The following is a 22,868-nucleotide window of genomic DNA, read 5'->3' as shown; positions in this document are numbered from 1 at the left end:
GTCGGCGCGGGCAGCCTGCCGCGCGGGTGGGTCGCCGATCATCGCCGTGCCTTCGCGCGGCCGTGCCCAGTCCCGGATCAGTTCATGGTCAGCACCCAGGATCCGTTGCAGCCCTTGCGGTCGTTCAGGTCGCCGTCGTAGACCCAGTGGAACACGATCGGCGGGTTGGTCCGCACGCTCCAGCGTCCGGACGGCGAGGTCACCACCCGGTTGTTGCGGGTCAGCACGCCCACGTCGTCGTGGGCGAAGATCCATTTGCCCTGGCTGGTCGGGTAATTCAGCCGTACCGTCACCCGCCCGCCGGTGTGGTTCTGCACCACCAGGCACGAGCCCGGGTTGTTCCGGTCGATCGCGTACTCGCCGAACTCGCCCTCCTCGACGTTCTCGCCGCTGTCGGTGAACTCCACCGCGTCGGTGAAGTCCGCGTGCGCCGGGCCCGCGCCCATGATCGTCACGGTAATCGCGGCGATGCCCGCCGCGACCGGTCCCAGAGTCTTCATCCCGTTCCTCCCTAGTGCCGGTGGCGACCACCGGACTGGGAAAGAGCTTTCCCGGCAAGGGATTCCGGAACCTTGGCGAGCGCTTAACGGCGGGTGCGCCGCCGTGCGGCGGTGCCTGTCGTCGGTGCCTCGGCCCGGGTCGAGGACACCGGTGTGGCCTGGCGGCCTACCCCGAGGGATCGGGTGCGGGCGGGCGAAACCCGTGGAAGCATACGTGCGCGATCGCGCCGCCGACCTATCTAGCCTGGTCGTTGCCGGTCTGGACCGCCGGCTGCGCGCTGATCTTCGAACCGGCGCCCTGGGTGCTTGCCTGGGCCGCGTCGGTCCTGCTGCTGATCGGCATCCGCCGCGCCCCACGCTGACCTCACCGCTCCCGCCCGTCGGCCGTGCGCACGGATTTCGTTTTTCGCGGCCGACGCGCTAGAGTTCCTTCTCGCACGACGAAGCCCCCGGCGATCCCGGAACGGGCCTCGCACGGCGTGCGGATGTAGCGCAGCTGGTAGCGCATCACCTTGCCAAGGTGAGGGTCGCGAGTTCGAATCTCGTCATCCGCTCCACGAAAAGCCCGGTCGACACTCTGTCGCACCGGGCTTTCCGCGTTCTCAGCGCCGCGTGATCCGCTCGTAGGTCACCGGCGGCAGGTAGTCGCCGATCAGGCTGCGCCGCCACCAGATCCGCTGCCGGAACAGTTCTTCGGGCGAGCTGAAGTGGTACTCGTAGAGCCGGGCGCGCAGGTAGTGCGGTGGGGCGTCCGGGAAGGGGCAGTGCCGCAGCAGGCGCAGGGTGTCGGGGTCGTTGCGGAGCAGGCGCAGGGCCAGCGGCAGCGCCCACGCCCTGGCGTAGGCGGGCGACAGCGCGGCGAACCACATCAGCCAGTCCAGGCGCAGGTGGTACGGCGCCCACTGGCGGGGCAGGCGGCGCGGATCGCCCGGTTTGCCCTTGAACTCGTACTCGCGCCACCGCGTGTCCGGGGTGAGCTCGGTGGCATCGGTGCCCTCGAGCACGATTTCGTGCCGGACCCGGGTGATGCTGCCGAAGGCGCCGTAGGTGTTGACCAGGTGCAACGGGTCGAACGAGGCGTTCATGGCCTGACGCGAGGACAGCAGATTGACGACCGGCTGATAGCTCAGCACGGCGACCAGCCCGACATAGCCGAACACCGCGCCGGTGAACCAGGCAGGTGGCGGCTGCGCCTCGGGCGCGTCGGGCAGCATCGGATAGACCCGCCCGTCGACCACCGTCGTGGCCAGCAGCAGCGTCACCCAGTTCAGCCAGGCGAAATTGCCGGACAGCACCAGCCACAGCTGGGTGACGATGACGATGCCCGCCGCCACGCTCGCCACCGGTTGCGGCGCGAACAGCCCGAACGGCACCACCAGCTGCGCGAAGTGATTGGCCGCGACCTCCACCCGGTGCAGCGGTCGCGGCAGCTGGTGGAAGAACCAGCTCAGCGGACCGGGCATCGGCTGGGTCTCGTGGTGGTAGTACAGGCAGGTCAGGTCGCGCCAGCACCGGTCCCCGCGCATCTTGATCAGCCCGGCGCCGAACTCCACCCGGAACAGCAGCCAGCGCGCGGCGAACAGGACGAGCAGCGGCGGCGCGACGGTGTCGTTGCCCAGGAAGATCGCCAGAAAACCGGCCTCGAGCAGCAGTGCTTCCCAGCCGAAGGCGTACCAGGCCTGCCCGACATTGACGATCGACAGATACAGCACCCACAGTACGAACCACAGCGCCATCGACCCCCACAGCGGCACCAGATCGGCGGCCCCCACGGCGACCGCGACCGCCACCGCCACCCCCGACCAAGCCACCGCGGCGTAGGCGCGATCGGAATAGTGCAGCTGGAACAGACTCGGCGCCCGCCGGAACGGGGTCCGCGCCAGGAAACGCGGCACCGGCAGCATCCCGCGTTCGCCGAGCAGCGCCCGGAATTGCAGCGCGGCGCCGAGGAACGCGAGCGCGTAGACGACCGCCAGGCCACGCTGGAAGATCAGCCTGCCCTGCCAGTACTCCGGCGCCGTGAACCAGTCCATGCACCCGCTCCCGGACGGTCATGCTCCCTGGTTCGATTGTCCACCCGCAGACCGTCCGGCGAAACGCCCTTGGTCATTCCGGCAGCTCGAGGCCGGGTCCGCCGGTGACCGCCGCGCGCAGCTCGGGCTCGTGCCACCGCGCGGCGATGCCGGGCAGCGCCGCCAGATAGCCGACGACGCGGTCGGTGTCCCAGCCGTGCGAGGCGCGCAGTCCGGCGGCGATCATGGCCACATAGCGAGCCGATGGTCGTTGCAGGTCAACCGTTTCCGGCCGCCACGGCGCGGTGAAGGTGAGGATCGGCGCGCCGTCGAGGGTCCCGGCGTGCACCACGGTCTCGTACCGGCCGCGCCCCAGCCGGACCGAGCCCGCCGCGAGCACCGACGCGAGGTCGAAGTCGGCGCTCGGTGTCCGGTACATCTCCTGGGCGAGCAGATCGCCGAACTGGCCGACGGTGAGCAGGTACCCGCGCGCCGCGACGCCGATCGGCCAGCCGGTGGCCGGGCGGTCGGCGTAGAAGGCGACGCCGCCGGTCCAGACCGGGCTCTGCCAGGCGAAATACAGACTCCCCGGCAGGGTCAGCGGCAGGGTCGCCGCCGGTGGGGTGCGGTCGCGGAAGCCGGGGTAGGGGTGCGCTGTGCCCGGCGGGGTGCCGCCGTCGCGGTAGTAGGCGAACCGCGCGGCAAGCATGTTGGAGCCGTACGCGGCGTACCAGACGCGCTGAGCTGTGGTCACGGGCTCACCTCGGGTGGGTCACGGTTCCTGAGCGGAGGAAACGAATCCGTTCCTGCCGTCGATTCTTCCTTCGATGGGTCGGGAGGACATCGAGGGGAGAGATCATGAGATCAGCGATCGTGGTGGCAGCGCTGGTGGCGTCGGCGGGGGGACTGGCCGCGTGCGCCGGCGATCAGGGTTCGACCGCGCAGACCACCGTCACCCAGTCTGCCGTCGCCCAGCCGAGCGGCACCGGCGCCCCGGGTACTCCACCGGTCATCGTGCCCAGCCCAGCCACCGCCGTCCCGACGGCGGCGCCCACCGGATTGCCCTCGCGCGACGACGCCACCGTCGACGCCCGCGACTACCAGCAGCGCGACAACTTCTACTTCCAATCACCGACCGGCAACATCATGTGCGGCATCCTCGCCGACGCCCCGTTCGGCGTCGGCTGCCAGCTGGCGAAGGCGAGTGTCATTCCGCCGCAACTGCCCAACTGCGACGACGCCCCCCACCGCAAGGTCGCCGTGCACACCGTCGGCGGCAAGACGGAGTTCCTGTGCACCAGCCAGGGCATCTTCGTCGGCTCCCCGGTGGACGGCACCAACAAGGGCGGCGGCGCCACCCTGCACTACGGCGACACCCTCGTCGTGCGCGGCGTCGCCTGCACCTCCAGCCGGCAGGGCGTCCGCTGCGACGCGGCGGGCCACGGCTTCACCATCTCCGCCGACAGCCAGACCACCTTCTGACGCGATACGGGCGATTCGCGCGCGAGAAGGGGCGCCACCCGGAATCCCGGATGACGCCCCCGCGCTCGTCGGCGACTAGTGCGCCGTCGACTTGAATCGCCGCAACCGCAGGCTGTTGCTCACCACGAACACCGAGCTGAACGCCATGGCGGCGCCGGCCAGCATCGGGTTGAGCAGGCCCGCCATGGCCAGCGGGATGGCCGCCACGTTGTAGGCGAAGGCCCAGAACAGGTTGCCCTTGATGGTGGCCAGGGTGCGGCGCGACAGGCGGATCGCGTCGGCGGCGGCGCGCAGGTCGCCCCGGACCAGGGTCAGGTCGCTGGCCTCGATGGCGACATCGGTGCCGGTGCCCATCGACAGGCCCAGATCGGCCTGGGCCAGGGCGGCCGCGTCGTTGACGCCGTCACCGACCATGGCGACGACCTTGCCCTCGGCCTGCAACCGCTTGACCGTGTCGACCTTGTCCTGCGGCAGCACCTCGGCGATCACCTCGTCGATGCCGACCTCGTCACCGATGGTGCGGGCCGCGCGGGCATTGTCGCCGGTGAGCAGGATCGGGGTCAGGCCGAGCGCGCGGAACTGCGCGATGGCCTGCGCCGAGGTCGGTTTCACCGCGTCGGCGACCACGAGCACGCCGCGCGCCTTACCATCCCAGCCGACCGCCACTGCGGTCTTGCCCGCCGACTCCGCTTCCGTCATGGCGGTTTCCAGTGCCTCGGGCAGCGGCTGCGACCAGTCGGCCAGCAGCCGGGCCCGGCCGACGATCACCGCGTGCCCGTCGACGACGCCCTGCACACCCAAGCCCTCGACATTGGCGAAGCCCTCGACCGCCCGCAGCGTGCCGAACTCGTCGCGCGCGCCCTTGGCGATCGCCTGGGCGATCGGGTGCTCCGACGAATCCTCCAGCGCACCGGCCAGTTCCAGTACCCGGCTGCCGACCTCGCCCTCGGCGGGGAGCACGTCGAGCAGGGTCATCTTGCCGGTGGTGACGGTGCCGGTCTTGTCCAGCACGATGGTGTCGACCTTGCGGGTCGATTCCAGCACTTCGGGTCCCTTGATCAGGATGCCGAGCTGGGCGCCGCGCCCGGTGCCGACCATCAGTGCGGTCGGGGTGGCCAGGCCGAGGGCGCACGGGCAGGCGATGATCAGCACCGCCACGCCGGCGGTGAAGGCCGCCGCGATCGCGCCGCCGGTACCGAGCCAGAAGCCGAGGGTGGCCACGGCCAGCGCGATGACGATCGGGACGAAGATGCCGGAGATCTTGTCGGCCAGGCGCTGGGCCTGGGCCTTACCGGTCTGCGCGTCCTCGACCAGCTGGGCCATCTGGGCCAGCTGGGTGTCGGCGCCGATCCTGGTGGCGCGCACCAGCAGCCGCCCGCCGACGTTGACGGTCGCGCCGGTCACCGCGTCGCCCGCGCCGACCTCGACCGGCACCGATTCGCCGGTCAGCATGGCGGCGTCGACCGCCGAGCTGCCCTCGGTCACCACGCCGTCGGTGGCGATCTTCTCGCCGGGCCGCACGATGAACTCGTCACCGACGGCCAGCTGCTCCACCGGAATCCGGGTCTCCACGCCATCGCGCAACACCGCGACATCCTTGGCGCCCAGTTCGAGCAGCGCCTTGAGAGCAGCGCCCGCCCGTCGCTTCGACCGCGCCTCGAAGTAGCGCCCCGCCAGGATGAACGTGGTGACGCCCGCCGCGGCCTCCAGGTAGATGCTGCCGGTGCCGTCCATCCGCGCGATGGTCAACTCGAACGGGTGCTTCATTCCCGGCGTGCCCGCGGTACCCCAGAACAGGGCGTACAGCGACCAGCCGAAGGCGGCGAGCGTGCCGATCGACACCAGCGTGTCCATGGTGGCGGTGCCGTGCTTCAGGTTGGTCCACGCCGCCCGGTGGAAGGGCAGCGCGCCCCACACGACGACCGGCGCGGCCAGCGTGAGCGAGAGCCACTGCCAGTTGGTGAACTGCAGCGCCGGGATCATCGCCATCGCGATGACCGGGACGGTGAGCACCAGCGAGACCAGCAGCCGGGTCCGCAGCGAGGCGGTCGGGTCGGGCTCGACGGCCGCGTCGTCGGTGGGCTCGGCCTGCTTCGGCGCGGGCAGCGCCGCGGTGTAGCCGGCCTGCTCGACGGTGGCGATCAGCTCCTCGGGGGAGATGTCGCCGGTGACGTCGACCCTGGCCTTCTCGGTCGCGTAGTTGACCGTCGCGGTGACCCCGTCGAGCTTGTTGAGCTTCTTCTCGATCCGGTTCGCGCAGGAAGCGCAGGTCATGCCACCGATCACCAGTTCTACCTGGCCGGTGCCCGGTGGTTGCGTCACGGTGGTCATGGGGTGCTCCGTTTCGTTCCTGGTATCGATTCTTGCTGAGGGTTTGCCGACGGGCTACGTCAGTGCCCGTGGCCGGGTTCGGCCGGTGCGGTCGTCGGCGCCGGATCGCTCGCGCCGGTGGCCGCCGGCTGGGCGACGCGCACCGTGAACTCGGCCGTGCGCACCACGCCCTGGTGCTGGAAGTCGAGGAACAGGCGGTAGTCGCCCGCGCTCGGCGCGTTCACCACGAAGTCGATGCCGGGACCGGCGGGGGTGACTCCGTCGCCGGGGGCACCTTCGGGGTGAACGTGCAGGTAGGCGAGGTCGGCGGCGCGCAGGGCGACCAGGTGGCCGTAGGCGCCGAGGTAGGGCTGTAGGTCGGTGACCGGGGTGCCGTCGCGGCTCACCGACAGCGTCACGTTCGAGGCCGTTCCCGGCGTGACCGTGCCGTCGAGGGTGACGGTGTACTCGCCGACCCGGGCGGTGGTCGCGGGCGCCGGGAGCGCCTGCACGTCGTAGTTGCCCGCCACGCGCAGGTCCGCGCCGAGGGTCAGGTTCGACCCGCCCGCCGGGGTGAAGTCGGCGAACACCCGGTAGTCACCGCCCCGGCTCAGGTTCAGCGGCACCGACCAGGTGCCCGCCGGGTCCAGCACCGGGTGCACGTGCTGGAAACCCACCATGTCGCGCCGCACCACGATCAGGTGCAGGTCCTTGTCGTGGCTGGTCACGTACTTCGTGACCGGTGCGCCGGTGGCGTCGAGGATGCGGAAGCTCACCGGCGCCTGCGCCGCGGTCGTGGTGCTCGGCTTGTCGATGGCCAGCGTGTAGCCCTGATCGGAGGCGAGGAGGCCGCCGGGCAGGTCGGCCGACGGCGCCGCCGCGGTCGAGTGTTCGCCGTGCCCGGCCGGTTCGGCGGGTTCCGGACCGACCAGGGAGCCGGCGGCCAGAGCGATCCCGAAGACCGCCGCGAGGCCGAGGGTGAAACCGGCGAACTTGCCTGTTGCGTTCATCGGGATGCTCCGTTTCGGGTTCAGTCGGCGAGCTGGAAGCCGGCCGCGGTGACGGCGTCGGCGAGGGCGGTGCGCTCGGGTGCGGTGCCGTCGATCGCCACCGTGCCGGTGGCCAGGTCGACCTCGACGCCCGTGACGCCGGGCAGTGCGCCGACCTTGTCGCGCACCTTGTTGGTGCAGCAGCCGCAGGTCATGCCGGTGACGGTGACGGTGGTGGTGCTCATGGTGGTCTCCTCGTCCGTGATCTCAATCATTACCATACCCCCCTAGGGTACTTTGTCAAACGGTCGCGTCGGCCGTGACCGGGGCAGGGCTGCGCATGACCGCGGCGGTGATGCCCGCACCGGCCAGGGCCAGCAGGCCCGCGCCGAGGAAGGCCGCCGAGTAGCCGTCGGTCAGCGCCGTGGCATCGCCCAGTTCGCCCGCGCCGAACGCGGCGGCGACCGCCGTCATGGCGGCCAGGCCGAGTGCGGAACCCACCTGGTAGCTGACGTTGACGATGCCCGAGGCCAGGCCGCCCTCCTCCGGTCGCGCCGCCGAGATGGCGGTGCCGAGCGAGGGGATGAAGGCCAGTGACATACCGCCGGCGGCCACCAGCGAGGCGGGCAGCACGTCGACCCAGAAGTTGCCGGTCGGTCGCACCAGCGACATGATCCCCAGGCCGAGACCCAGCACGATCAGGCCGGTGACGATCATCGGCTTGGCGCCGAAGCGCTGCATGGCCTTCGGGGCCAGCACCACCATGCCGAGCATGATCAGCGTGGTCATCGGCAGCAGCGCGGCGCCCGACGGGAACGCGCTGTAGCCGAGCACCTGCTGCAGGTACAGGTTCAGGAAGAACCACATCGGCACCCACGCCGCGGCCAGCGCGAACTGGGCGAAGTTGGCGGCGGCCAGATTCGGCGCGCGGAAGATGCTCAGCCGCATCAGCGGTTCGCTGCGGCGCGACTGGATGGCGACGAAACCGGCCAGCAGCGCGGCGGCCAGCGCCAGTACGCCCAGGGTCTCACCGGACGCCCAGCCGACTTCGGGAGCCTGCACGATCGCGTACACGGCAGCCGCCAAACCGGCTGTCACAGTGACGGACCCGGCGATATCGATGGATCCCTTACGCGCCGGGGCGGCGGGCATCAGCAGCGGAACCGCGATCAGCGCGAGCACCGCGATCGGGATGTTGATGTAGAAAACCCAAGGCCAGCTGATGTATTCGGTGATCACGCCACCCAGGAACACGCCCGCGGTGCCACCGGCGGGAGCCGCCGCGCCGTAGACGGCCAGCGCCTTGGTGAGTTCCTGCGGCGAGCCGCCGAACAGCATCATCAGCAGGGTCAGCGCCGAGGGCGCGATCAGCGCCGCGCCCGCGCCCTGGATCGCCCGGCCCGCCAGCTCGATGCCGACGGTGCCCGCGGCGCCGGCGATCACCGAGCCTACGGCCAGCACCAGCCAGCCCGCCCCGAAGATCCGGCGCGCGCCGAGCAGGTCGGAGAGCCGGCCGCCGAGCAGCAGCAGGCCGCCGAAGGCGATCACGTAGGCGTTGAACACCCAGGTCAGATTGCCGGGGGTGAAGCCGAGCTCGGCCTGCATCTTCGGCAGCGCGATCCCGATGATCGAGGTGTCCATGATGACCATGAACTGCGCTGCGGCGATCACCGCCAGCGCCCACCACTTCCGGGTGGATTGCGATTGCGTAGTCACGACTTTCGTCCTTTCGAGCGGAGAGCGTCTCGTGGTCGGTACCATACCCCCCTAGGGTATAAACCTGTCAAGACTTCGGCAGAAAGGATTTCGACAGCGAAAAGCCCGGCCCACACGGCGGTGGACCGGGCATTTCGTGCTGCGTGGATCAGGATTCGGGGCGGTAGGTGATCAGCGCGATCGCCGGCGCCGACACCACCTGCACCCGCTCGCCGTCCTTGACGGAAATGTGCGCGAAGCCGCCCTCGATGGCGACGTGCACATCGCGCACCGTCGCGGTCTGCCGCCCGTCGGCATCGGTCAGGGTGTAGCCGGCGACCAGGCCGACGGTGTCGGCGGCGCGCCATCTCGATGTCGTCGCGGGTGCCTTCGGTGGGGTGGGGGCGAGTGGAAAGTCCAGCTCGGGGCGGGCGACATGGTTGAAGTAGTTCGACAGCACGTTCAATGCCACATGGCCGACGGCCTCGGTCAGTTCGGCATCGCTGACGCCGCTGCTCCTGGCCTCGGCCAATCGCTCGTCGTCCACCCGGCCGCCGGTGCGCTGTACCTCGCGGGCGAAGCGCAGCACGGCTTCGGCGTGCGGGTCCTCGGCGCGGGCGGCCCGCGTCGCCGCGATCGCCTCGGGCGTGAAGCCCATCTTCGACGCGCGCATCGTGTGCGCCGAGACGCAGTATTCGCAGCCGTTGTCGGCGGCGATCAGCAGGGCGAGCTGCTCGCGGGTCCGCGCGCCGAGCTTGCCCGCGGTGAGGGCGTCGCGCAAGCGCAGATACCCCCGTAGGGTGGCCGGGCTGTTGGCCATGGCGGCGTACAGATTCGGCACCCGGCCCAGTTGCCGCTGGACTTCGGTGAGCAGTTCGCCCTGCTCGGCATCGGCGGTGTCGGCGGACAGTAGCGGCAGTCGGGACATGGTGCGCTCCAAGGCTTTCGGCAACGGTACTGATCGGTACCGAATGGAGACGGTACCGATCGGTTCCGTCTCGGTCAAGCAATTCGGTACCGATCGTTTCCGTTCTGGTACGGTGGGCGCATGGCGACACAGGCCAAGCAGCGGTTGCTCACCACCGCCGAGGAGCTGTTCTACGCCGAGGGCATTCGCGCCGTCGGCATCGACCGGCTGCTCCAGGAGTCCGGCGTCGGCCGCGCCTCCTTCTACCGCCACTTCGCGAGCAAGGACGACCTGGTCGTCGCCGTGCTGGAAGACCGCGACCGTCGCTGGCTGGACTGGCTACGCACCTCCGTCGAAGCCGTCGACGACCCGGCCGCGCGCCCGCTGGCCGTCTTCGCCGCCCTCGCGCAACGCTTCGCCCGCAACGACTTCCGCGGCTGTGCCTTCATCAACACGATGATCGAAGTCGCCGACCCCACCGCCCCCGCCCACCAAGTGGCCGACCGCCACAAGCGCCGCGTGATCGACTACCTCACCGAACTCCTCACCGCCGCGGGCCATCCCGATCCGGAGGTCCTCGCCCCCGAACTGGCCCTGCTCATCGACGGCGCCATCGTCACCGCCGTGCGCGAGAACTCCCCGGCCGCCGCCGACCGCGCGGCCTCGATCGCCACCAAACTCCTGGCGTGAGCGCGGCCGGACCCGCGGCGTTCGCGGGCGGTGAACACGCTCTGCCGGAGCGCGAATTAGAGCTTCAGCCCGCGTGCAGGTGGCGGGCGGTCGGGGAGGTGGCCACGGTCGCCGGGTCGGGGGCGGTGCCGAGGAGGCGGTCGGCGGTGCCGGAGGTGGTGACGGTGAACCAGTAGTGCTCGTTCTTGTAGTGGTGGTGGCGGTGGTTGCGCCAGATCGCCCGGTAGAGAGCGTGCTTGGGCTTGTAGTCGGTGTGGATGAGGTAGTGCGTCCACTCGTAGAGCAGGCCCAGCGTGGTGATCGTCAGCAGGAAGGTCAGGCCGAGGCCCAGGCGCGGGAACGCCAGCAGGCCGATCGCGACCAGCGCGACGATGGTGAGCGTCAGCGACTTGGGCGGGATGAACACCAGCGGGGTGGCGCGTGGATCGGTGTGGTGCGCACGGTGTTTGCGGGCCAGCTCGCTGTCGATGGTGAGTGGGCCGAGGTGGCGGGGCCGCCAGTGCAGCACCGTCACGTGGATGATCCACTCCGTCAGCGGGAAGGTGCCGATGACGATCAGCGGGACGAGGGCGTCGGTGAACTGCCAGTCCCCGACCGCGATCCGCGCCACCAAGGCGGCGACGAAGACCGTGGCGATCATCCAGGGCGAGGGATGCCGGACGAATTCGCGGGCCATCTCGCTCAGCGAGGCGCTACGGCGGAGGGCGCGGGGCGCGCCGGATCGGGCGGGGTCGCGGCCCTGCCCGGCCGCGGTGGTGTCGTGCGACGTCGTTGTCGGACGGTCATTTTTCATGGCGATTCCTCGGGTGGATCACGCCCCGTCGAGGGCGTGGATGAGAGCGGTGGTCGCCGGCCCGAGCAGTGCTCGCGCGGATTCGGCGGCCCGTTCCGGCGCGCCCGCGGTGATCGCGGCGGCCAGGTCTCGATACGCGTCACCATTGCCCACCTCGGCGGACATGATCGGCGCGAGCGCCGCCAGCGCGGGTTCGTAGGCGGCGCGAAGCATGGAGTACATCAGCCGGAACGCGATCGAATCGGCCAGCTCGAGGACGTGGTCCCAGAATTCGAGGGCGATGCGCTGCTGTGTGAGCGGGTCCGCCTCGGCGACAAGGGCGTTGACGGATTCGTGGAGCAGGTCGAGCTCGGCGGTGAGCGCGTCGGTGCCGCCCGCGCGGGCTCGCCGGACCCGACCGGCCGCGAGCTCGGCGATCTTCGGACCGTTGTGCAGCCGCGCTTCGAGAATGCTGCGCGCCACGGCGGGATCGATGGTGTCGCCCCGCAGCAGCAGCCGGGGCAGTACTTCCAACCCCGCGCTGCGGCGGTAGTCGAGCACGGTGGTGGCTTCCCCCTGCCGCACCGACACCAGCCCCGCCGCCGCCAATCGCTGCAACGCCTCGCGCACCGCGGGCCGCGAGACCCCCAGCGCCTCGGCCAGCTGCCGCTCACTGGGCAACGTGCTCCCCGCCGCCAGCTCCCCGCCCAGCACTTCGGCGGCGATCTGCTCGAACACATCACCGGATACCGACCGCTTCACGACAGGAGTCCACGCCATGCCTAGATCCTCCACCCAACAGGTCAAGAGGTCAAGTGGTCAGACCAGTTGAATCACGTTGAGGAAACCGCCCGGTCAGCGCGGGGTGGGCAGGAATCAGCTGGGATCGGAGCCGCGGATGGCGGAGAACCAGGTGAATGTGGCCGCGGCGGCGAGGGTGGCGCCGGCGAAGGCGGGGATGCCACCGGCCATGACGTAGACCCACAGCAGGCCGACGATCGGGGCGGCGACGGCGGGCTGGACATCGAGGACCAGGCGGCGGGCGAGGCCGTAGGCGGGTACCTCGGACGCGCGGCTCGGATTGTCGACGAGCTTGCCCGCGGGCTCGGTGTTGCGGACCCGGCCCGACGGGTAGAAGCGCAGCTCACCGGTGCGGATCCGGCGGCCGGTCAACTCCAGCTCGGTCGGCGTCAGCGTGGACAGGCTCGGCTCGTAGAACACCGGCTGCCACACCATCCGATCCCCACTGGTGATCTCCAGCCACGACCGGCTCACCAGCCGATGCTGCTGCCGCACCCGCCGCCCCCCGACCGTGCCCGTCGCGACGAGCCCGGTCGGCAGCACCCCCAACGCCAACCCCAGCTGATAGGTGGTGACCGCGAGAATCACCAGCACGACCACGGCGAGCGCACTCAGCTGATCGAGATCGGCGAACGGCACCAGCGCGGCGAGAACCGCGACGGTGCCGGACGTGACCAGCAGGGGGTAGACGAGTGCGCGCGCCGGGCCGGACACGGTTACTTCACGAAGCCGATCTTGGTGTAGTCGAGGGAGGCCAGGCCCGCCGCGCCGAAGTTGGCGAGGTTGTCACGCACTCCGACATTGCCCGCGGACTGGAACAGCGGCAGCGAATGGCCCTCTTCGAAGACCTTCCGGTCGACCTGGTTGGCCAGTTCCTTGGCCTTGACCGGATCGAGTTCGGAGATGGTCTGTTCGATCAGGGCGTTGAGCTCGGGCGAGCCGATCCGGCCATAGTTGCCCTGGATGTCGTCCGGGTAGTAGCCGTAGATCTGAGTCAGGCTGCTGAGCGGGAACGGGTCACCGGCCCAGAACCACTGCCCCACATCGAAGTTGCCCGGCTGGAGAACATCCGAGAACAGGCCGGCGCCCGGCTTGGTCTCGATGCTCAGCTTGACGCCGATCTGCGCGAGATTCTGCTGGATGATCTGGCCGATCTGGATGTTGGTCGGGTCGTTGTACATGACATCGCGGATCTCGAGCTTGCGCCCGTCCTTCTCACGCACATCGCCGTTGAGTTTCCAGCCGAGGGCGTCGAGCTCGTTGGCCGCCGCCGTCGGGTCGAAACCGAGACTGTTGTCCTGGTAGCCGTCCTGGCCGCTCAGGTAGACGTGATTGTTCAGCGGCTTCGGATCCTGCACGAGGCCGTTCTGGATGGCGGTCGCGATGCCCTGCCGATCGATCGCCTTCGAAATCGCGACGCGCACGCCCTGGTCGGACAGCAGCGAACCCGGTGCGCCGTTGAATGTGAAGTGGCCCCAGCTGTTGCCGGGTGCGCGACGGACCGCCACGCCGGGCGCGTTGCGCACCGACTTCAGGTTGTCGAGGCTGGCGACGCCGACCGCGTCGATCTCGTTGTTCAGCAACGCGGGAACGAAGGCGGCGCTGTCGAGCACGCTGAAGGTGATCGTGTCCAACTTGGGGGTATCGCCCCACCACTTCGGGTTGCGTCCGAGCACCACACGACCCTGCCCGCGGTCGACGGACTGGACGACGAACGGACCGGCCGACAGCCCGAGCGCGTCGACCTGGCTGTTGTTGAACGCCTCCGGAGTCGCTGTGGCGGACTTGGGGAGCAGGAAGGAGTTACCGGCGAACTGGCCTTTCCAATCGGCGTAGTGCTTGTTGAAGGTGATGACGGCCTGCCGGTCGTCGACGCCGCGCTCGACCTTCTCGATCCGATCGAAGCCACTGCTGTTGGCGATCAGGAAGGACTTGTCCTTGCCGCTGAGCGCGTTGGCCTGGGACTGGAAGTCCTCCCAGGTGATCGGCGAACCGTCCGACCAGACCGCCTTGGGGTTGATCGTGTACGTCACCTGCTGCGGCTCGGTGTTGGTCAGAGCGACATCGGTGAAGAAATCGGTGTTGACCGAGAGTTCCGCCGCGGCATTGGTCTTGAACGCGCGCGGCATCACCGGACGCAGAATCGAACCGGTATCACCGTCGTTGCCATCGGTGTGCAGCGAATTCCAGTTCTCCGGCAGCGAAGTGATGGCCAGCCGCAGGTTGCCCCCGTCGCGCAGCTCGCTGACATCCTTCGGATTGATGTCGTTGGTCGTGCCGAGCGAGGCTTGTCCGTCCGCCGCCGGTTCCTCCGAGCTACACCCGGCCGCGAGCACACTGACGATGACCAGAGGTATGGCCAGGCGGGTGGTCAATGAACGAATCCGCATGATCCGCTCCTTTCCATATGTTCGCTGCACGAGTGCGGCACTTCGGCGATTACTTGACGAAGCCGACCTTGGTGTAGTCCTCGGACGCCAGTCCCGGCGCACCGTAATTCGCCAGGTTCTCCCGCACCGCGACCGTACCCGCGGACTGCACGATGGGCAGGGAGAAGCCCTCCTCGAAGATCATCCGATCGGCCTTGTTCGCCAGCTCGATGGCCTTTTCGGGGTCGAGCTCGGCGATCACTTCCTCGATCAGGGCGTTCAGCTCGGGCGAACCGATCCGGCCCTTGTTGCTCAGCGGGTTCGCCGGGTCGTAGGCGTAGATCTGCGGCAGCGCACCGAGCGGGAAGATGCTCTTGGACCAGACGAATTGGGCGATATCGAAATTGCCCGGATCGATGACATCGGTGAACAGGCCATTGCCCGGATAGGTCTCGATCGTGAGCTTCACGCCGATCGCCGCGAGATTCTGCTGCGCGATCTGCGCGATCTGCGTCCAGGTGTCCGACTGGTACATCACGTCGCGGATCTCGAGCTTGCGCCCGTCCTTCTCCCGGACGTCACCGTTGAGCTTCCAGCCCAGCTCGTCCAGCATCCGAGCGGCCTCGGCCGGGTCGTAGGACACCGATTGCGCGTTGTCCTGGTAGCCCTTCTGCCCGACCAGGAAGAGATGGTTGTTCAGCGGCTTCGGATCGGTCACGATGCCCTGCTGGGTCGCCGTGGCGATGGCTTGTCGGTCGATGCCCTTGCAAATCGCGATCCGCAGCTTCGGGTCGGACAGCAGCGCGCCGGGCGCTCCGTTGAAGGTGAAGTGCGAGAACCGGTTCGCCGATGCCCGTCGGACCTTGATGCCCGGCGTACCGGTCGCGGCCGTGACCTCCTCGATCCCGCTCAGGCCGGTGGCGTCGAGTTCGTTGTTCTGCAGCGCGGTCAAGCGGGCCTCGTCGGCCAGGACGCTGTAGGTGACCGTGTCCAGCTTGGGGGTGTCGCCCCACCATCTCGGGTTGCGGCTGAGCACGATGCGCTGCTGGGCGCGGTCGATCGAGGTGATGATGAACGGTCCCGAGGACAGCGGCATCTCGTTGCGGTACAGATTGTCGAAGGACTCGGGGGACGAGGTGAGCTGGCGCGGATACAGCGGATTGAACAGGCCCTTCCATTCCGCGTAGTGCTCGGCGAAGGTCACGATCGCTTGCCGGTCGTCGACGCCACGCTCGACCTTCTCGACGCTGCTGTAACCCTGGTCGTGGCTGATCTTGAACGCCGGATCGCGGCCGCTCATCGCGGCGGCCTGCGAGCGCAGATCCTCCCAGGTGATGGGGGATCCGTCCGACCACACGGCCTTCGGGTTGATCGTGTACACGATCTGCTGCGGATCGGTGTTCGTCAGCTGCACGTCGGTGTAGAAGTTGTGGTCGATCGAGAGTTCGCCAGCGGCATCGGCATTGATCGAGCCGGGGAGCGTCCAGCCGGTGACGTCGCTGACCTCGCCGTCGGCGTCGACATGCAGGCTGTTGAACGTTTCCGGGAAGCCGCTCAGCGCCAAACGGAAATTGCCACCGTCGCGGATCGCGTCACGATCTTGCGGGTTGATGTCGTTGACCGCGCCGATCGAACTCGATCCCGACTCCACCGCGGTGTCGGATCCACAGCCACCCAAAACCAGCGTCAACGCGACAGCGGGTGCCGCGACGCGGAAACCGGCGCGACGCAGCCGGGATGCGTAAGTAGCAGTGGTCATTTCGTGAATCCGATCTTCGTGTAGTCGTACGATGCCAAGCCCGGCGAACCGATGTTGGCGAGGGTGGTGCGGGCGCCGAAGCTGCCGTCGGACTGCATGAGGGGCAGGGAGTGGCCTTCCTCGAACACCGCGCGGTCCACCTGGTTGGCCAGGTCGATGGACTTCTGCGGGTCGAGTTCGGTGATGGTGCGTTCGATGAGGGCGTTGAGTTCGGGCGAGCCGATGCGGCCGTAGTTGCCCTGCAGGTCGTTGGGGTCGTAGTAGTAGATCTGGCGGATGCTGGCGAGGGGGAACGGGTCGCCCTGGAAGATGAATTGGGCGGCGTCGAAATCGCCGGGCTGGATGACGTCGGTGAAGTAGCCGGCGGAGGGCTTGGTGTCGATGGTCAGGCCGACGCCGATCGCGGCGAGGTTCTGCTGGATGATCTGGGCGATCTGCACCCAGGTCGGGTCGTTGTACATGACGTCGCGGATGACGAGCTTGCGGCCGTCCTTCTCGCGGCCGTCCCCGGTGCGGACCCAGCCCAGCGCGTCGAGTTCCGCGGCCGCGGCCGCGGGATCGAAGCCGAGGCTGTTGTCCTGGTAGCCCTGCTGGCCCTGCAGGAAGATGTGGTTGTTCAACGGCTTCGGGTCCTCGACCAGGCCGTTCTGCAGCGCGGTGACGATGCCCTGCCGGTCGATCGCCTTCGAGATGGCCACCCGGACGGCCGGATCGGCGAGGATCGAGCCCGGCGCGCCGTTGAAGGTGATGTGGCGCCAGCGGTTGCCGGGCGCGCGGCGGACCACCAGGCCCTCGGTGCCGCGCACGGTCTTCACCTCGTCGATGGTGGTCAGGCGGACCAGGTCGAGTTCGTTGTTCTGCAGCGCCTGCACCCAGGCGGTGTGGTCGAGCACGCTGTAGGTGATGGTGTCGAGCACGGGCCGCTCACCCCACCATTTCGGGTTGCGGCCCAACGTGATCCGGCCCTGGGCGCGGTCGGTGCCGGTGACGATGAACGGGCCTGCGGTGAGACCGATCGCGTCGACCTGGCTGGTGTTGAACGCCTCGGGGGTGCTGGTCACCGACTTCGGGTACAGCGAGCTGTTGCCCGCGAACTGGCCGCGCCAGTCGGCGAAGGGAGTGTTGAAGGTGAGGATCGCCTGCCGGTCGTCGACGCCGCGCTCGACCTTGTCGACGAACTCGAAACCGTTGGTGATGGCGATCAGGTAGCGCTTGTCCCGGCCGCTGAGCGCGTTCGCCTGGGCGGCGATGTCCTCCCAGGTGATCGGGGAACCGTCCGACCACACCGCCTTCGGGTTGATCGTGTACGTCACCCGCATCGGGTCGGTGCCGGTCAGCGCGATGTCGGTGAAGTAGTCGGTGTCGACGGTGAGCTTGCCCGCCGCGTCGATCGTGAACGAGCGCGGCATCATCGGGCGCAGGATGTCGGCGATCTCGCCGTCGTTGCCGTCGTTGGACAGCGTGTTCCAGTTCGCGGGGTAGCTGGTCGTGGCCAGCCGCAGATTCCCGCCCTCGCGCAGCGCGTCGCGCTCCATCGGGTTGATGTCGCTGGTGGTCCCGAGCGCGTCGGTGAGCCCGGTCGCGGATTCGTCGCCGGACCCACAGCCCGCCACGATCATCCCGGCCGCCACCACGACGGCGGCGCAACGCAGCCGGGCGCGACGACGGGCTTGCATTCCTCGGGATCTCATGGCGGGCCTCCTGGCGTGATCAGCCGCTGACGACGGGTTCCGGAACGGCCGCGATCAGCGAGCGGGTGTACTCGTGCCGAGGATCGGCGAAGATCTGTTCGGCCGGGCCGGATTCGACGATCTTGCCGCGCAGCATGACGGCGATGTCGTGGGCGAGATTGCGCACCACCGACAGGTCGTGCGAGACGAACAGATACGACAGTCCCCGCTCGGCCTGCAGGTCACGCAGCAGATTCAGCACACCGGCCTGGATCGACACGTCCAGCGAGGAGACCGGCTCGTCGAGGACGAGCAGCGAGGGGTCGAGGGCCAGGGCGCGGGCGATGCTGATGCGCTGCTTCTGGCCGCCGGAGAAGTCGGCCGGGTAGCGGTCGGCGTGTTCGGGCCGCAGGCCGACCTGGCGCAGCAGCTCGGGCACCCGGCGGTTGACCTCCTCGCGCGAGCGGCCGTCGATGCGCAGCGGCTCGGCCAGCGCGTCGAAGATCGGCAGGCGCGGGTCGAGCGAGGCGCTGGGGTCCTGGAAGACGATCTGCATCTTGCGGCGGATCTCACGGGTGCGGGCCTTGGTCAGCGTCGCGACGTCGTTGCCGAGCACCTCGATGCTGCCCGACTGCGGCCGCACCAGGTCCATGATCTGGGACAGGGTGGTCGACTTGCCCGAGCCCGATTCACCGACCAGCGCCAGCGTGCGGCCCGCGCGGACGGTGAAACTGATGCCGTCGACCGCGCGGACCTCGCCGGTCTTGCGGCGCAGCACCACCCCGGAGGTGAGCGGGAAGGTCTTCACCAGGTCGGTGACCCGCAGGACCACATCGGACTCGGTGACATCCGCCTGCGGCGGCTCGGCGATCTCCTGGCGGTAGGCGTCGAACAGCTGCGTCGTGCCGATCTCGGCGGTGCGGATGCAGGCGACCGAGTGCCGGGGCGCGACCTTCTCCAGCGGCGGCTCGGCGGCGGTGCAGTCGTCGATCGAGACCGGGCAGCGCGGCGCGAACGAGCAGCCGCGCGGCAGGTCGTGCATGGCGGGCGGCGCGCCGACGATCGGGATCAGCGGGCGGCGCGGCGGGCCGTCCATGCGCGGGATGGACCCGAGCAGGCCCACCGTGTACGGCATCCGGGGGGCGGTGAAAAGCTCCGCGACCGGCGCGGTTTCGACGACCTTGCCCGCGTACATGACCGCGACCCGGTCGGCGATCGTCGCCGCGATGCCCATGTCGTGGGTGATCATGATGACGCCGGCGCCGGTGATGTCGCGCGCCTTGCGCAGCAGGTCGAGGATCTGCCGCTGCACCGTCACGTCGAGCGCGGTGGTCGGCTCGTCGCAGATGATCAGCGCTGGATCATTGGCGATGGCCATGGCGATCACCACGCGCTGGCGCATGCCGCCGGAGAACTCGTGCGGGAACGCCCGCGCCCGCACCCGCGCGTCGGGGATGCCGACGAGTTCGAGCAGTTCGATCGCGCGCTCGGCGGCTTCCTTGCGCTGCATCGTGCCGTGCGCGAGCAGCGCCTCGGCCACCTGGTCGCCCACCCGGTACACCGGCGTCAGCGCCGAGAGCGGGTCCTGGAAGACCATGCTGATCGCGGAGCCGCGCAGTTTCGACATCTGCTTGTCGCCCAGGCCGAGCAGCTCACGGCCGCGCAACCGGATCGACCCTTGCACCCGCGCCTGTTCGGGCAGCAGACCGATCACGGCCAGCGACGACACCGACTTGCCGGACCCGGACTCGCCGACGATGGCCAGCACTTCGCCGTCGGCGACGGTGTAGTTCACCCCGCGCACCGCGTCGACGCGGCCTTCCTCGCCGGGGAAGGAGACCCGCAGATCGGTGACCTCGAGCAGGGGCGCGGTCGATGTGCTCGCGGTCATCGCTTCTCGGCTTTCTTCAACTCCACCTGCGCCTCGTCCTTCTTCTCGGCGACGTCCTTGCGCGCCTTGCGGGCGCCGCGGGCGCCCGGGTCGAAGGCGTCGCGCAGACCGTCGCCGACGAGGTTGGCGCACAGCACGATCGTGACCAGCAGGCCACCGGCGAACAGGAACAGCCACGGATAAGTCAGTGCCGACTTGGTGCCCGTCGCGATCAGCGAACCCAGCGAGACATCGGGCGGCTGCACACCGAAACCGAGGAAGCTCAGCCCGGTTTCGGCGCTGATCGCCGCGCCGACGGCCAGCGTGGTGTCGATGATCAGGATCGAGGCGATGTTCGGGATGATGTGGCTGATGATCACCTTGTGCGTCGGCGCGCCCATATAGCGTGCGGCGCGGACGAATTCGCGATCACGCAGGCTCATCGTCAGGCCGCGGATGATGCGCGCCGCGATCATCCAGCCGAACACGCTGAGCAGGATGATCAGGATGACGATCGAGCCGGACCCCTTGGTGCGCGGGGCGAAGATCGCGATGATGATGAAGGCCGGGACCACCAGCAGCAGGTCGACCAGCCACATGATGGCCCGGTCGGTCCAGCCGCCGAGCAGCCCGGCCACCGCGCCCGCGGTGGAGGCGATGACGCTGGAGAAGATCGCCACGCAGAACCCGATGACCAGCGACTTCTGCAGCCCGCGCATGGTCTGGGCGAGCACGTCCTGGCCGATCTGGGTGGTGCCGAACGGATGCTCGGGGCTCGGCGGCTTCAACAGCGCCTTGTAGTCCATCTCCTGGTAGTCCCAGGGCAGCAGCGGCGGCAGCGCGAAACTGGCGATCAGCAGCAGGAGCAGGATCACCGCGCCGACCACGGCGGGCTTGTTGCGCAGGAAGCGCCGCCAGACCAGCTTGCGGCGACCGGCCGCGGCGGCCTCGGGCGCACCGACGGCGATGAGTTCGGTTTCGGTCATGAGACACGCACCCTCGGGTCGAGCAGGGCAAGCACGATGTCGGAGAGCAGGCCCGATACCAGGACGACCAGGCCGGCGAAGGTCGCGACCGTGACGACGATGTAGAGGTCCTGGGCGTTGATCCCGTCGACGAACCATTCGCCGACGCCGTGCCAGCCGAAGATCTTCTCCACGAAGGTGGCGCCGGTGATCAGGCCGCCCAGGCTGTAGGCGAACAGCGTGGCCATCGGGATCAGCGCGGTGCGCAGGCCGTGTTTGTAGAGCGCGCGGTTGCGCGAGAGGCCCTTGGCGCGCGCGGTGCGGATGAAATCGCTCTGCAGCACGTCGAGCATGGCGTTGCGCTGGTAGCGGCTGTATCCGGCGGCGGCGCCGAGCACCAGGGCCAGCGTCGGCAGCACCAGATGCTGTGCGCGGTCGACGAATTGGTTCCACAGGCCGACGACCTGCGTCGCCGAGGTCTCGCCGGTGTAGAGGAACACCTGGGTGCCGGTGGCGGTGTTGATCTGCAGCGCGCCGTATTTCAGCAGGGTCGCGAGCAGGAAGATCGGGGTGGAAATGATCAGCAGCGAGACCACCGTCGCGAAGTAGTCGCTGAACTTGTACTGCCGGATCGCGCTCGCCGCGCCGATCAGCACGCCCAGCACGGTACCGATGACCGAACCCAGGATCAGCAGCCGCAGGCTCACCGCGACCCGCCTGCCCAGCTCCTCGCTCACCGGCTGACCGGCCAGCGTCGTCCCGAAATCCCCTTGCACAACGCCGCCGAGCCAGCTGAGATAGCGCTGGGGGATCGGCTCGTCGAGGTGCAGTTGCTCGGCTTTGGCATCGATCACCGACTGCGGCGGGCGCGGATTACGCTGCTCGAGGCTGTCGAGCGGGTTGAACGTGAGTGATGCCAGGCTGAACGTCAGGAACGAGGCCAGCAACAGGAGCACGATGTAGTTGAGCGTGCGCCGCAACAAGAAGCCGGTCATCAGTCCCCTCTGGATCGGGTAATCAGGCCCTGATCATAAGGACAGTCCGCCGTCCCCGCGTGGCGACGTGCGGCAGGATGGAACGGATGACGCCCCTGCACCCGAAACCGAAGCTGGTGGCCACCGACGTCGACGGCACGCTGATCGACGACGCGGACAAGGTCTCGGCCCGCACCAAGGCCGCCGTCGGCGCGCTCGTCGCCGACGGCGTCACCTTCGTGCTCGCGACCGGCAGGCCGCCGCGCTGGATCGATCCGGTGGTCAGCGAACTGGGGTACGCGCCGCTCACGGTGTGCGGGAACGGCGCGGTCATCTACGACAGCGCCACCGATCGGGTGCTGTCCAGCCACACTCTCGATGTGGACACCCTCGGCTGGCTGGCCGAGCTCGCCGAGCACGCGCTGCCGGGCTGTGGGCTGGCCACCGAGCGGGTCGGGGCCAGCGCGCACGACGCGGCCACCCCGCAGTTCGTCAGCTCGCCGACCTACGAGCACGCCTGGCTCAATCCCGACGACACCGTCGTCTCGCACGCCGAGGTCATCGACTCGCCGGCGATCAAGATGCTGATCCGGCTCAGCTCGGCCCGCAGTTCGGACATGCGCGCCGCGCTGGTCCCGCTGGTCGGCGACCGCGCCGAGATCACCTATTCCACCGAGAACGGCCTGATCGAGATCGCCGTGCCGGGGGTGACCAAGGCGTCGGGGCTGGTCGAGGTGGCGCGGCGGGTCGGTATCGACGAGGGGTCGATCGTCGCGTTCGGCGACATGCCCAACGACGTGCCGATGCTGACCATGGCCGGGCACGGCGTCGCCATGGGCAACGCCCATCCCGAGGCCCGCGCCGCCGCCGACGAGGTCACCGGCAGCAATGTCGACCACGGCGTTGCCATGGTGCTCGAACGCTGGTGGAGCTGAGCCGGAATGGAAACAGCCGGTGCCCTCACTCGGAGGCGCACCGGCTGCTCTTCGCCGTGACCGGGTGTCAGCCGGCCGGGGCGGGTTCGGTGGCGACCGGCGGTGCCGCCGGTGCCGGTTCCACCGGCGCGGCCTGCGGTTCGGCCGGGACCTGCGGGGCGACCGGCT

The 22,868-nt window shown here is 69.1% G+C and carries 20 protein-coding genes and 1 tRNA gene; 4 read left to right on the top strand and 17 right to left on the bottom strand.

Annotated elements, in window-relative coordinates:
- Positions 1-77: 77 nt before the first annotated feature.
- A complete protein-coding gene (locus tag V8688_RS21420) occupies positions 78-500 on the bottom strand; it encodes a hypothetical protein (RefSeq protein WP_218717472.1) in 423 nt (140 codons plus the stop codon).
- A 481-nt stretch (positions 501-981) separates the two neighbouring features.
- Between V8688_RS21420 and V8688_RS21415 the strand changes: the two genes are divergently transcribed.
- Positions 982-1,057: transfer RNA gene (locus V8688_RS21415), tRNA-Gly, on the top strand.
- A gap of 45 nt (positions 1,058-1,102) precedes the next feature.
- On the opposite strand, the gene V8688_RS21410 is transcribed toward V8688_RS21415, so the two are convergent.
- Together V8688_RS21410 and V8688_RS21405 are read right to left on the bottom strand one after the other, a co-directional pair.
- Positions 1,103-2,533, bottom strand: coding sequence for a lipase maturation factor family protein (locus tag V8688_RS21410; RefSeq protein WP_342801554.1), 1,431 nt, complete (start codon positions 2,531-2,533; stop codon positions 1,103-1,105).
- A gap of 73 nt (positions 2,534-2,606) precedes the next feature.
- A complete protein-coding gene (locus V8688_RS21405; protein WP_342801553.1) occupies positions 2,607-3,266 on the bottom strand; it encodes a histone deacetylase in 660 nt (219 codons plus the stop codon).
- 104 nt (positions 3,267-3,370) lie between these two features.
- Between V8688_RS21405 and V8688_RS21400 the strand changes: the two genes are divergently transcribed.
- Entirely contained in the window at positions 3,371-3,994 is a 624-nt protein-coding gene (locus tag V8688_RS21400) for a DUF6636 domain-containing protein (RefSeq protein WP_342801552.1), read from the top strand.
- A gap of 75 nt (positions 3,995-4,069) precedes the next feature.
- Here V8688_RS21400 and V8688_RS21395 read toward each other — a convergent pair whose 3' ends face one another.
- From V8688_RS21395 to V8688_RS21375, 5 genes are all read right to left on the bottom strand, one after another.
- Positions 4,070-6,325: a heavy metal translocating P-type ATPase gene (locus tag V8688_RS21395; RefSeq protein WP_342801551.1), complete on the bottom strand. Its 2,256-nt coding sequence runs from the start codon at positions 6,323-6,325 to the stop codon at positions 4,070-4,072.
- 59 nt (positions 6,326-6,384) lie between these two features.
- Positions 6,385-7,314 carry a hypothetical protein gene (locus tag V8688_RS21390; protein WP_342801550.1) on the bottom strand — a complete coding sequence of 310 codons (930 nt, stop codon included), beginning with the start codon at positions 7,312-7,314 and terminating at the stop codon, positions 6,385-6,387.
- A 20-nt stretch (positions 7,315-7,334) separates the two neighbouring features.
- Positions 7,335-7,538, bottom strand: a complete 204-nt coding sequence (locus tag V8688_RS21385; protein WP_218717496.1) for a heavy metal-associated domain-containing protein — start codon at positions 7,536-7,538, stop codon at positions 7,335-7,337.
- Between the two features lie 55 nt (positions 7,539-7,593).
- Positions 7,594-9,009, bottom strand: coding sequence for an MFS transporter (locus tag V8688_RS21380; RefSeq protein ID WP_218717479.1), 1,416 nt, complete (start codon positions 9,007-9,009; stop codon positions 7,594-7,596).
- 148 nt (positions 9,010-9,157) lie between these two features.
- The gene (locus tag V8688_RS21375) at positions 9,158-9,916 is read right to left on the bottom strand and encodes a carboxymuconolactone decarboxylase family protein (protein ID WP_218717480.1); all 759 of its coding nucleotides are present in this window, start codon (positions 9,914-9,916) and stop codon (positions 9,158-9,160) included.
- 120 nt (positions 9,917-10,036) lie between these two features.
- On the opposite strand from V8688_RS21375, the gene V8688_RS21370 reads away from it, so the two are divergent.
- Positions 10,037-10,585 (top strand): TetR/AcrR family transcriptional regulator, encoded by a 549-nt coding sequence (locus V8688_RS21370; RefSeq protein WP_316573138.1) that lies wholly within the window; start codon positions 10,037-10,039, stop codon positions 10,583-10,585.
- A gap of 64 nt (positions 10,586-10,649) precedes the next feature.
- Here V8688_RS21370 and V8688_RS21365 read toward each other — a convergent pair whose 3' ends face one another.
- The 9 genes from V8688_RS21365 to V8688_RS21325 form a co-directional block, all read right to left on the bottom strand.
- Entirely contained in the window at positions 10,650-11,261 is a 612-nt protein-coding gene (locus V8688_RS21365; protein WP_218717497.1) for a sterol desaturase family protein, read from the bottom strand.
- A gap of 135 nt (positions 11,262-11,396) precedes the next feature.
- Complete coding sequence (locus V8688_RS21360; protein ID WP_218717482.1) at positions 11,397-12,137, bottom strand: GntR family transcriptional regulator; 741 nt, start codon at positions 12,135-12,137, stop codon at positions 11,397-11,399.
- A gap of 96 nt (positions 12,138-12,233) precedes the next feature.
- Positions 12,234-12,836: a hypothetical protein gene (locus V8688_RS21355; RefSeq protein WP_218717498.1), complete on the bottom strand. Its 603-nt coding sequence runs from the start codon at positions 12,834-12,836 to the stop codon at positions 12,234-12,236.
- Between the two features lie 38 nt (positions 12,837-12,874).
- The gene (locus tag V8688_RS21350; protein ID WP_342801549.1) at positions 12,875-14,548 is read right to left on the bottom strand and encodes an ABC transporter family substrate-binding protein; all 1,674 of its coding nucleotides are present in this window, start codon (positions 14,546-14,548) and stop codon (positions 12,875-12,877) included.
- Between the two features lie 49 nt (positions 14,549-14,597).
- Positions 14,598-16,286 (bottom strand): ABC transporter family substrate-binding protein, encoded by a 1,689-nt coding sequence (locus tag V8688_RS21345; protein ID WP_342801548.1) that lies wholly within the window; start codon positions 16,284-16,286, stop codon positions 14,598-14,600.
- The gene (locus tag V8688_RS21340; RefSeq protein WP_255587428.1) at positions 16,283-17,977 is read right to left on the bottom strand and encodes an ABC transporter family substrate-binding protein; all 1,695 of its coding nucleotides are present in this window, start codon (positions 17,975-17,977) and stop codon (positions 16,283-16,285) included. The genes V8688_RS21345 and V8688_RS21340 overlap by 4 nt, the downstream gene beginning before the upstream one ends.
- Before the next feature lie 19 nt (positions 17,978-17,996).
- Positions 17,997-19,847: an ABC transporter ATP-binding protein gene (locus V8688_RS21335; RefSeq protein ID WP_342801547.1), complete on the bottom strand. Its 1,851-nt coding sequence runs from the start codon at positions 19,845-19,847 to the stop codon at positions 17,997-17,999.
- Positions 19,844-20,812, bottom strand: coding sequence for an ABC transporter permease (locus tag V8688_RS21330; protein ID WP_218717486.1), 969 nt, complete (start codon positions 20,810-20,812; stop codon positions 19,844-19,846). Before V8688_RS21330 ends, V8688_RS21335 begins: the two co-directional genes overlap by 4 nt.
- Positions 20,809-21,786, bottom strand: coding sequence for an ABC transporter permease (locus tag V8688_RS21325; RefSeq protein WP_218717487.1), 978 nt, complete (start codon positions 21,784-21,786; stop codon positions 20,809-20,811). The genes V8688_RS21330 and V8688_RS21325 overlap by 4 nt, the downstream gene beginning before the upstream one ends.
- Positions 21,787-21,872: 86 nt before the next feature.
- Between V8688_RS21325 and V8688_RS21320 the strand changes: the two genes are divergently transcribed.
- Positions 21,873-22,700: an HAD family hydrolase gene (locus V8688_RS21320; protein ID WP_218717488.1), complete on the top strand. Its 828-nt coding sequence runs from the start codon at positions 21,873-21,875 to the stop codon at positions 22,698-22,700.
- Positions 22,701-22,868: the final 168 nt, after the last annotated feature.

Source organism: Nocardia sp. No.11 (genome assembly GCF_038752175.1).
Classification (GTDB): Bacteria; Actinomycetota; Actinomycetes; order Mycobacteriales; family Mycobacteriaceae; genus Nocardia; species Nocardia canadensis.
This window is presented reverse-complemented; position numbering and strand designations above follow the sequence as displayed.

Coding starts and splice junctions, on each gene's coding strand:
- V8688_RS21420 (WP_218717472.1), bottom strand. CDS start 500: ATGAAGACTCTGGGACCGGTCGCGGCGGGCATCGCCGCGATTACCGTG.
- V8688_RS21410 (WP_342801554.1), bottom strand. CDS start 2,533: ATGGACTGGTTCACGGCGCCGGAGTACTGGCAGGGCAGGCTGATCTTC.
- V8688_RS21400 (WP_342801552.1), top strand. CDS start 3,371: ATGAGATCAGCGATCGTGGTGGCAGCGCTGGTGGCGTCGGCGGGGGGA.
- V8688_RS21395 (WP_342801551.1), bottom strand. CDS start 6,325: ATGACCACCGTGACGCAACCACCGGGCACCGGCCAGGTAGAACTGGTG.
- V8688_RS21390 (WP_342801550.1), bottom strand. CDS start 7,314: ATGAACGCAACAGGCAAGTTCGCCGGTTTCACCCTCGGCCTCGCGGCG.
- V8688_RS21385 (WP_218717496.1), bottom strand. CDS start 7,538: ATGAGCACCACCACCGTCACCGTCACCGGCATGACCTGCGGCTGCTGC.
- V8688_RS21375 (WP_218717480.1), bottom strand. CDS start 9,916: ATGTCCCGACTGCCGCTACTGTCCGCCGACACCGCCGATGCCGAGCAG.
- V8688_RS21370 (WP_316573138.1), top strand. CDS start 10,037: ATGGCGACACAGGCCAAGCAGCGGTTGCTCACCACCGCCGAGGAGCTG.
- V8688_RS21365 (WP_218717497.1), bottom strand. CDS start 11,261: ATGGCCCGCGAATTCGTCCGGCATCCCTCGCCCTGGATGATCGCCACG.
- V8688_RS21360 (WP_218717482.1), bottom strand. CDS start 12,137: ATGGCGTGGACTCCTGTCGTGAAGCGGTCGGTATCCGGTGATGTGTTC.
- V8688_RS21350 (WP_342801549.1), bottom strand. CDS start 14,548: ATGCGGATTCGTTCATTGACCACCCGCCTGGCCATACCTCTGGTCATC.
- V8688_RS21345 (WP_342801548.1), bottom strand. CDS start 16,286: ATGACCACTGCTACTTACGCATCCCGGCTGCGTCGCGCCGGTTTCCGC.
- V8688_RS21340 (WP_255587428.1), bottom strand. CDS start 17,977: ATGAGATCCCGAGGAATGCAAGCCCGTCGTCGCGCCCGGCTGCGTTGC.
- V8688_RS21335 (WP_342801547.1), bottom strand. CDS start 19,847: ATGACCGCGAGCACATCGACCGCGCCCCTGCTCGAGGTCACCGATCTG.
- V8688_RS21330 (WP_218717486.1), bottom strand. CDS start 20,812: ATGACCGAAACCGAACTCATCGCCGTCGGTGCGCCCGAGGCCGCCGCG.
- V8688_RS21325 (WP_218717487.1), bottom strand. CDS start 21,786: ATGACCGGCTTCTTGTTGCGGCGCACGCTCAACTACATCGTGCTCCTG.
- V8688_RS21320 (WP_218717488.1), top strand. CDS start 21,873: ATGACGCCCCTGCACCCGAAACCGAAGCTGGTGGCCACCGACGTCGAC.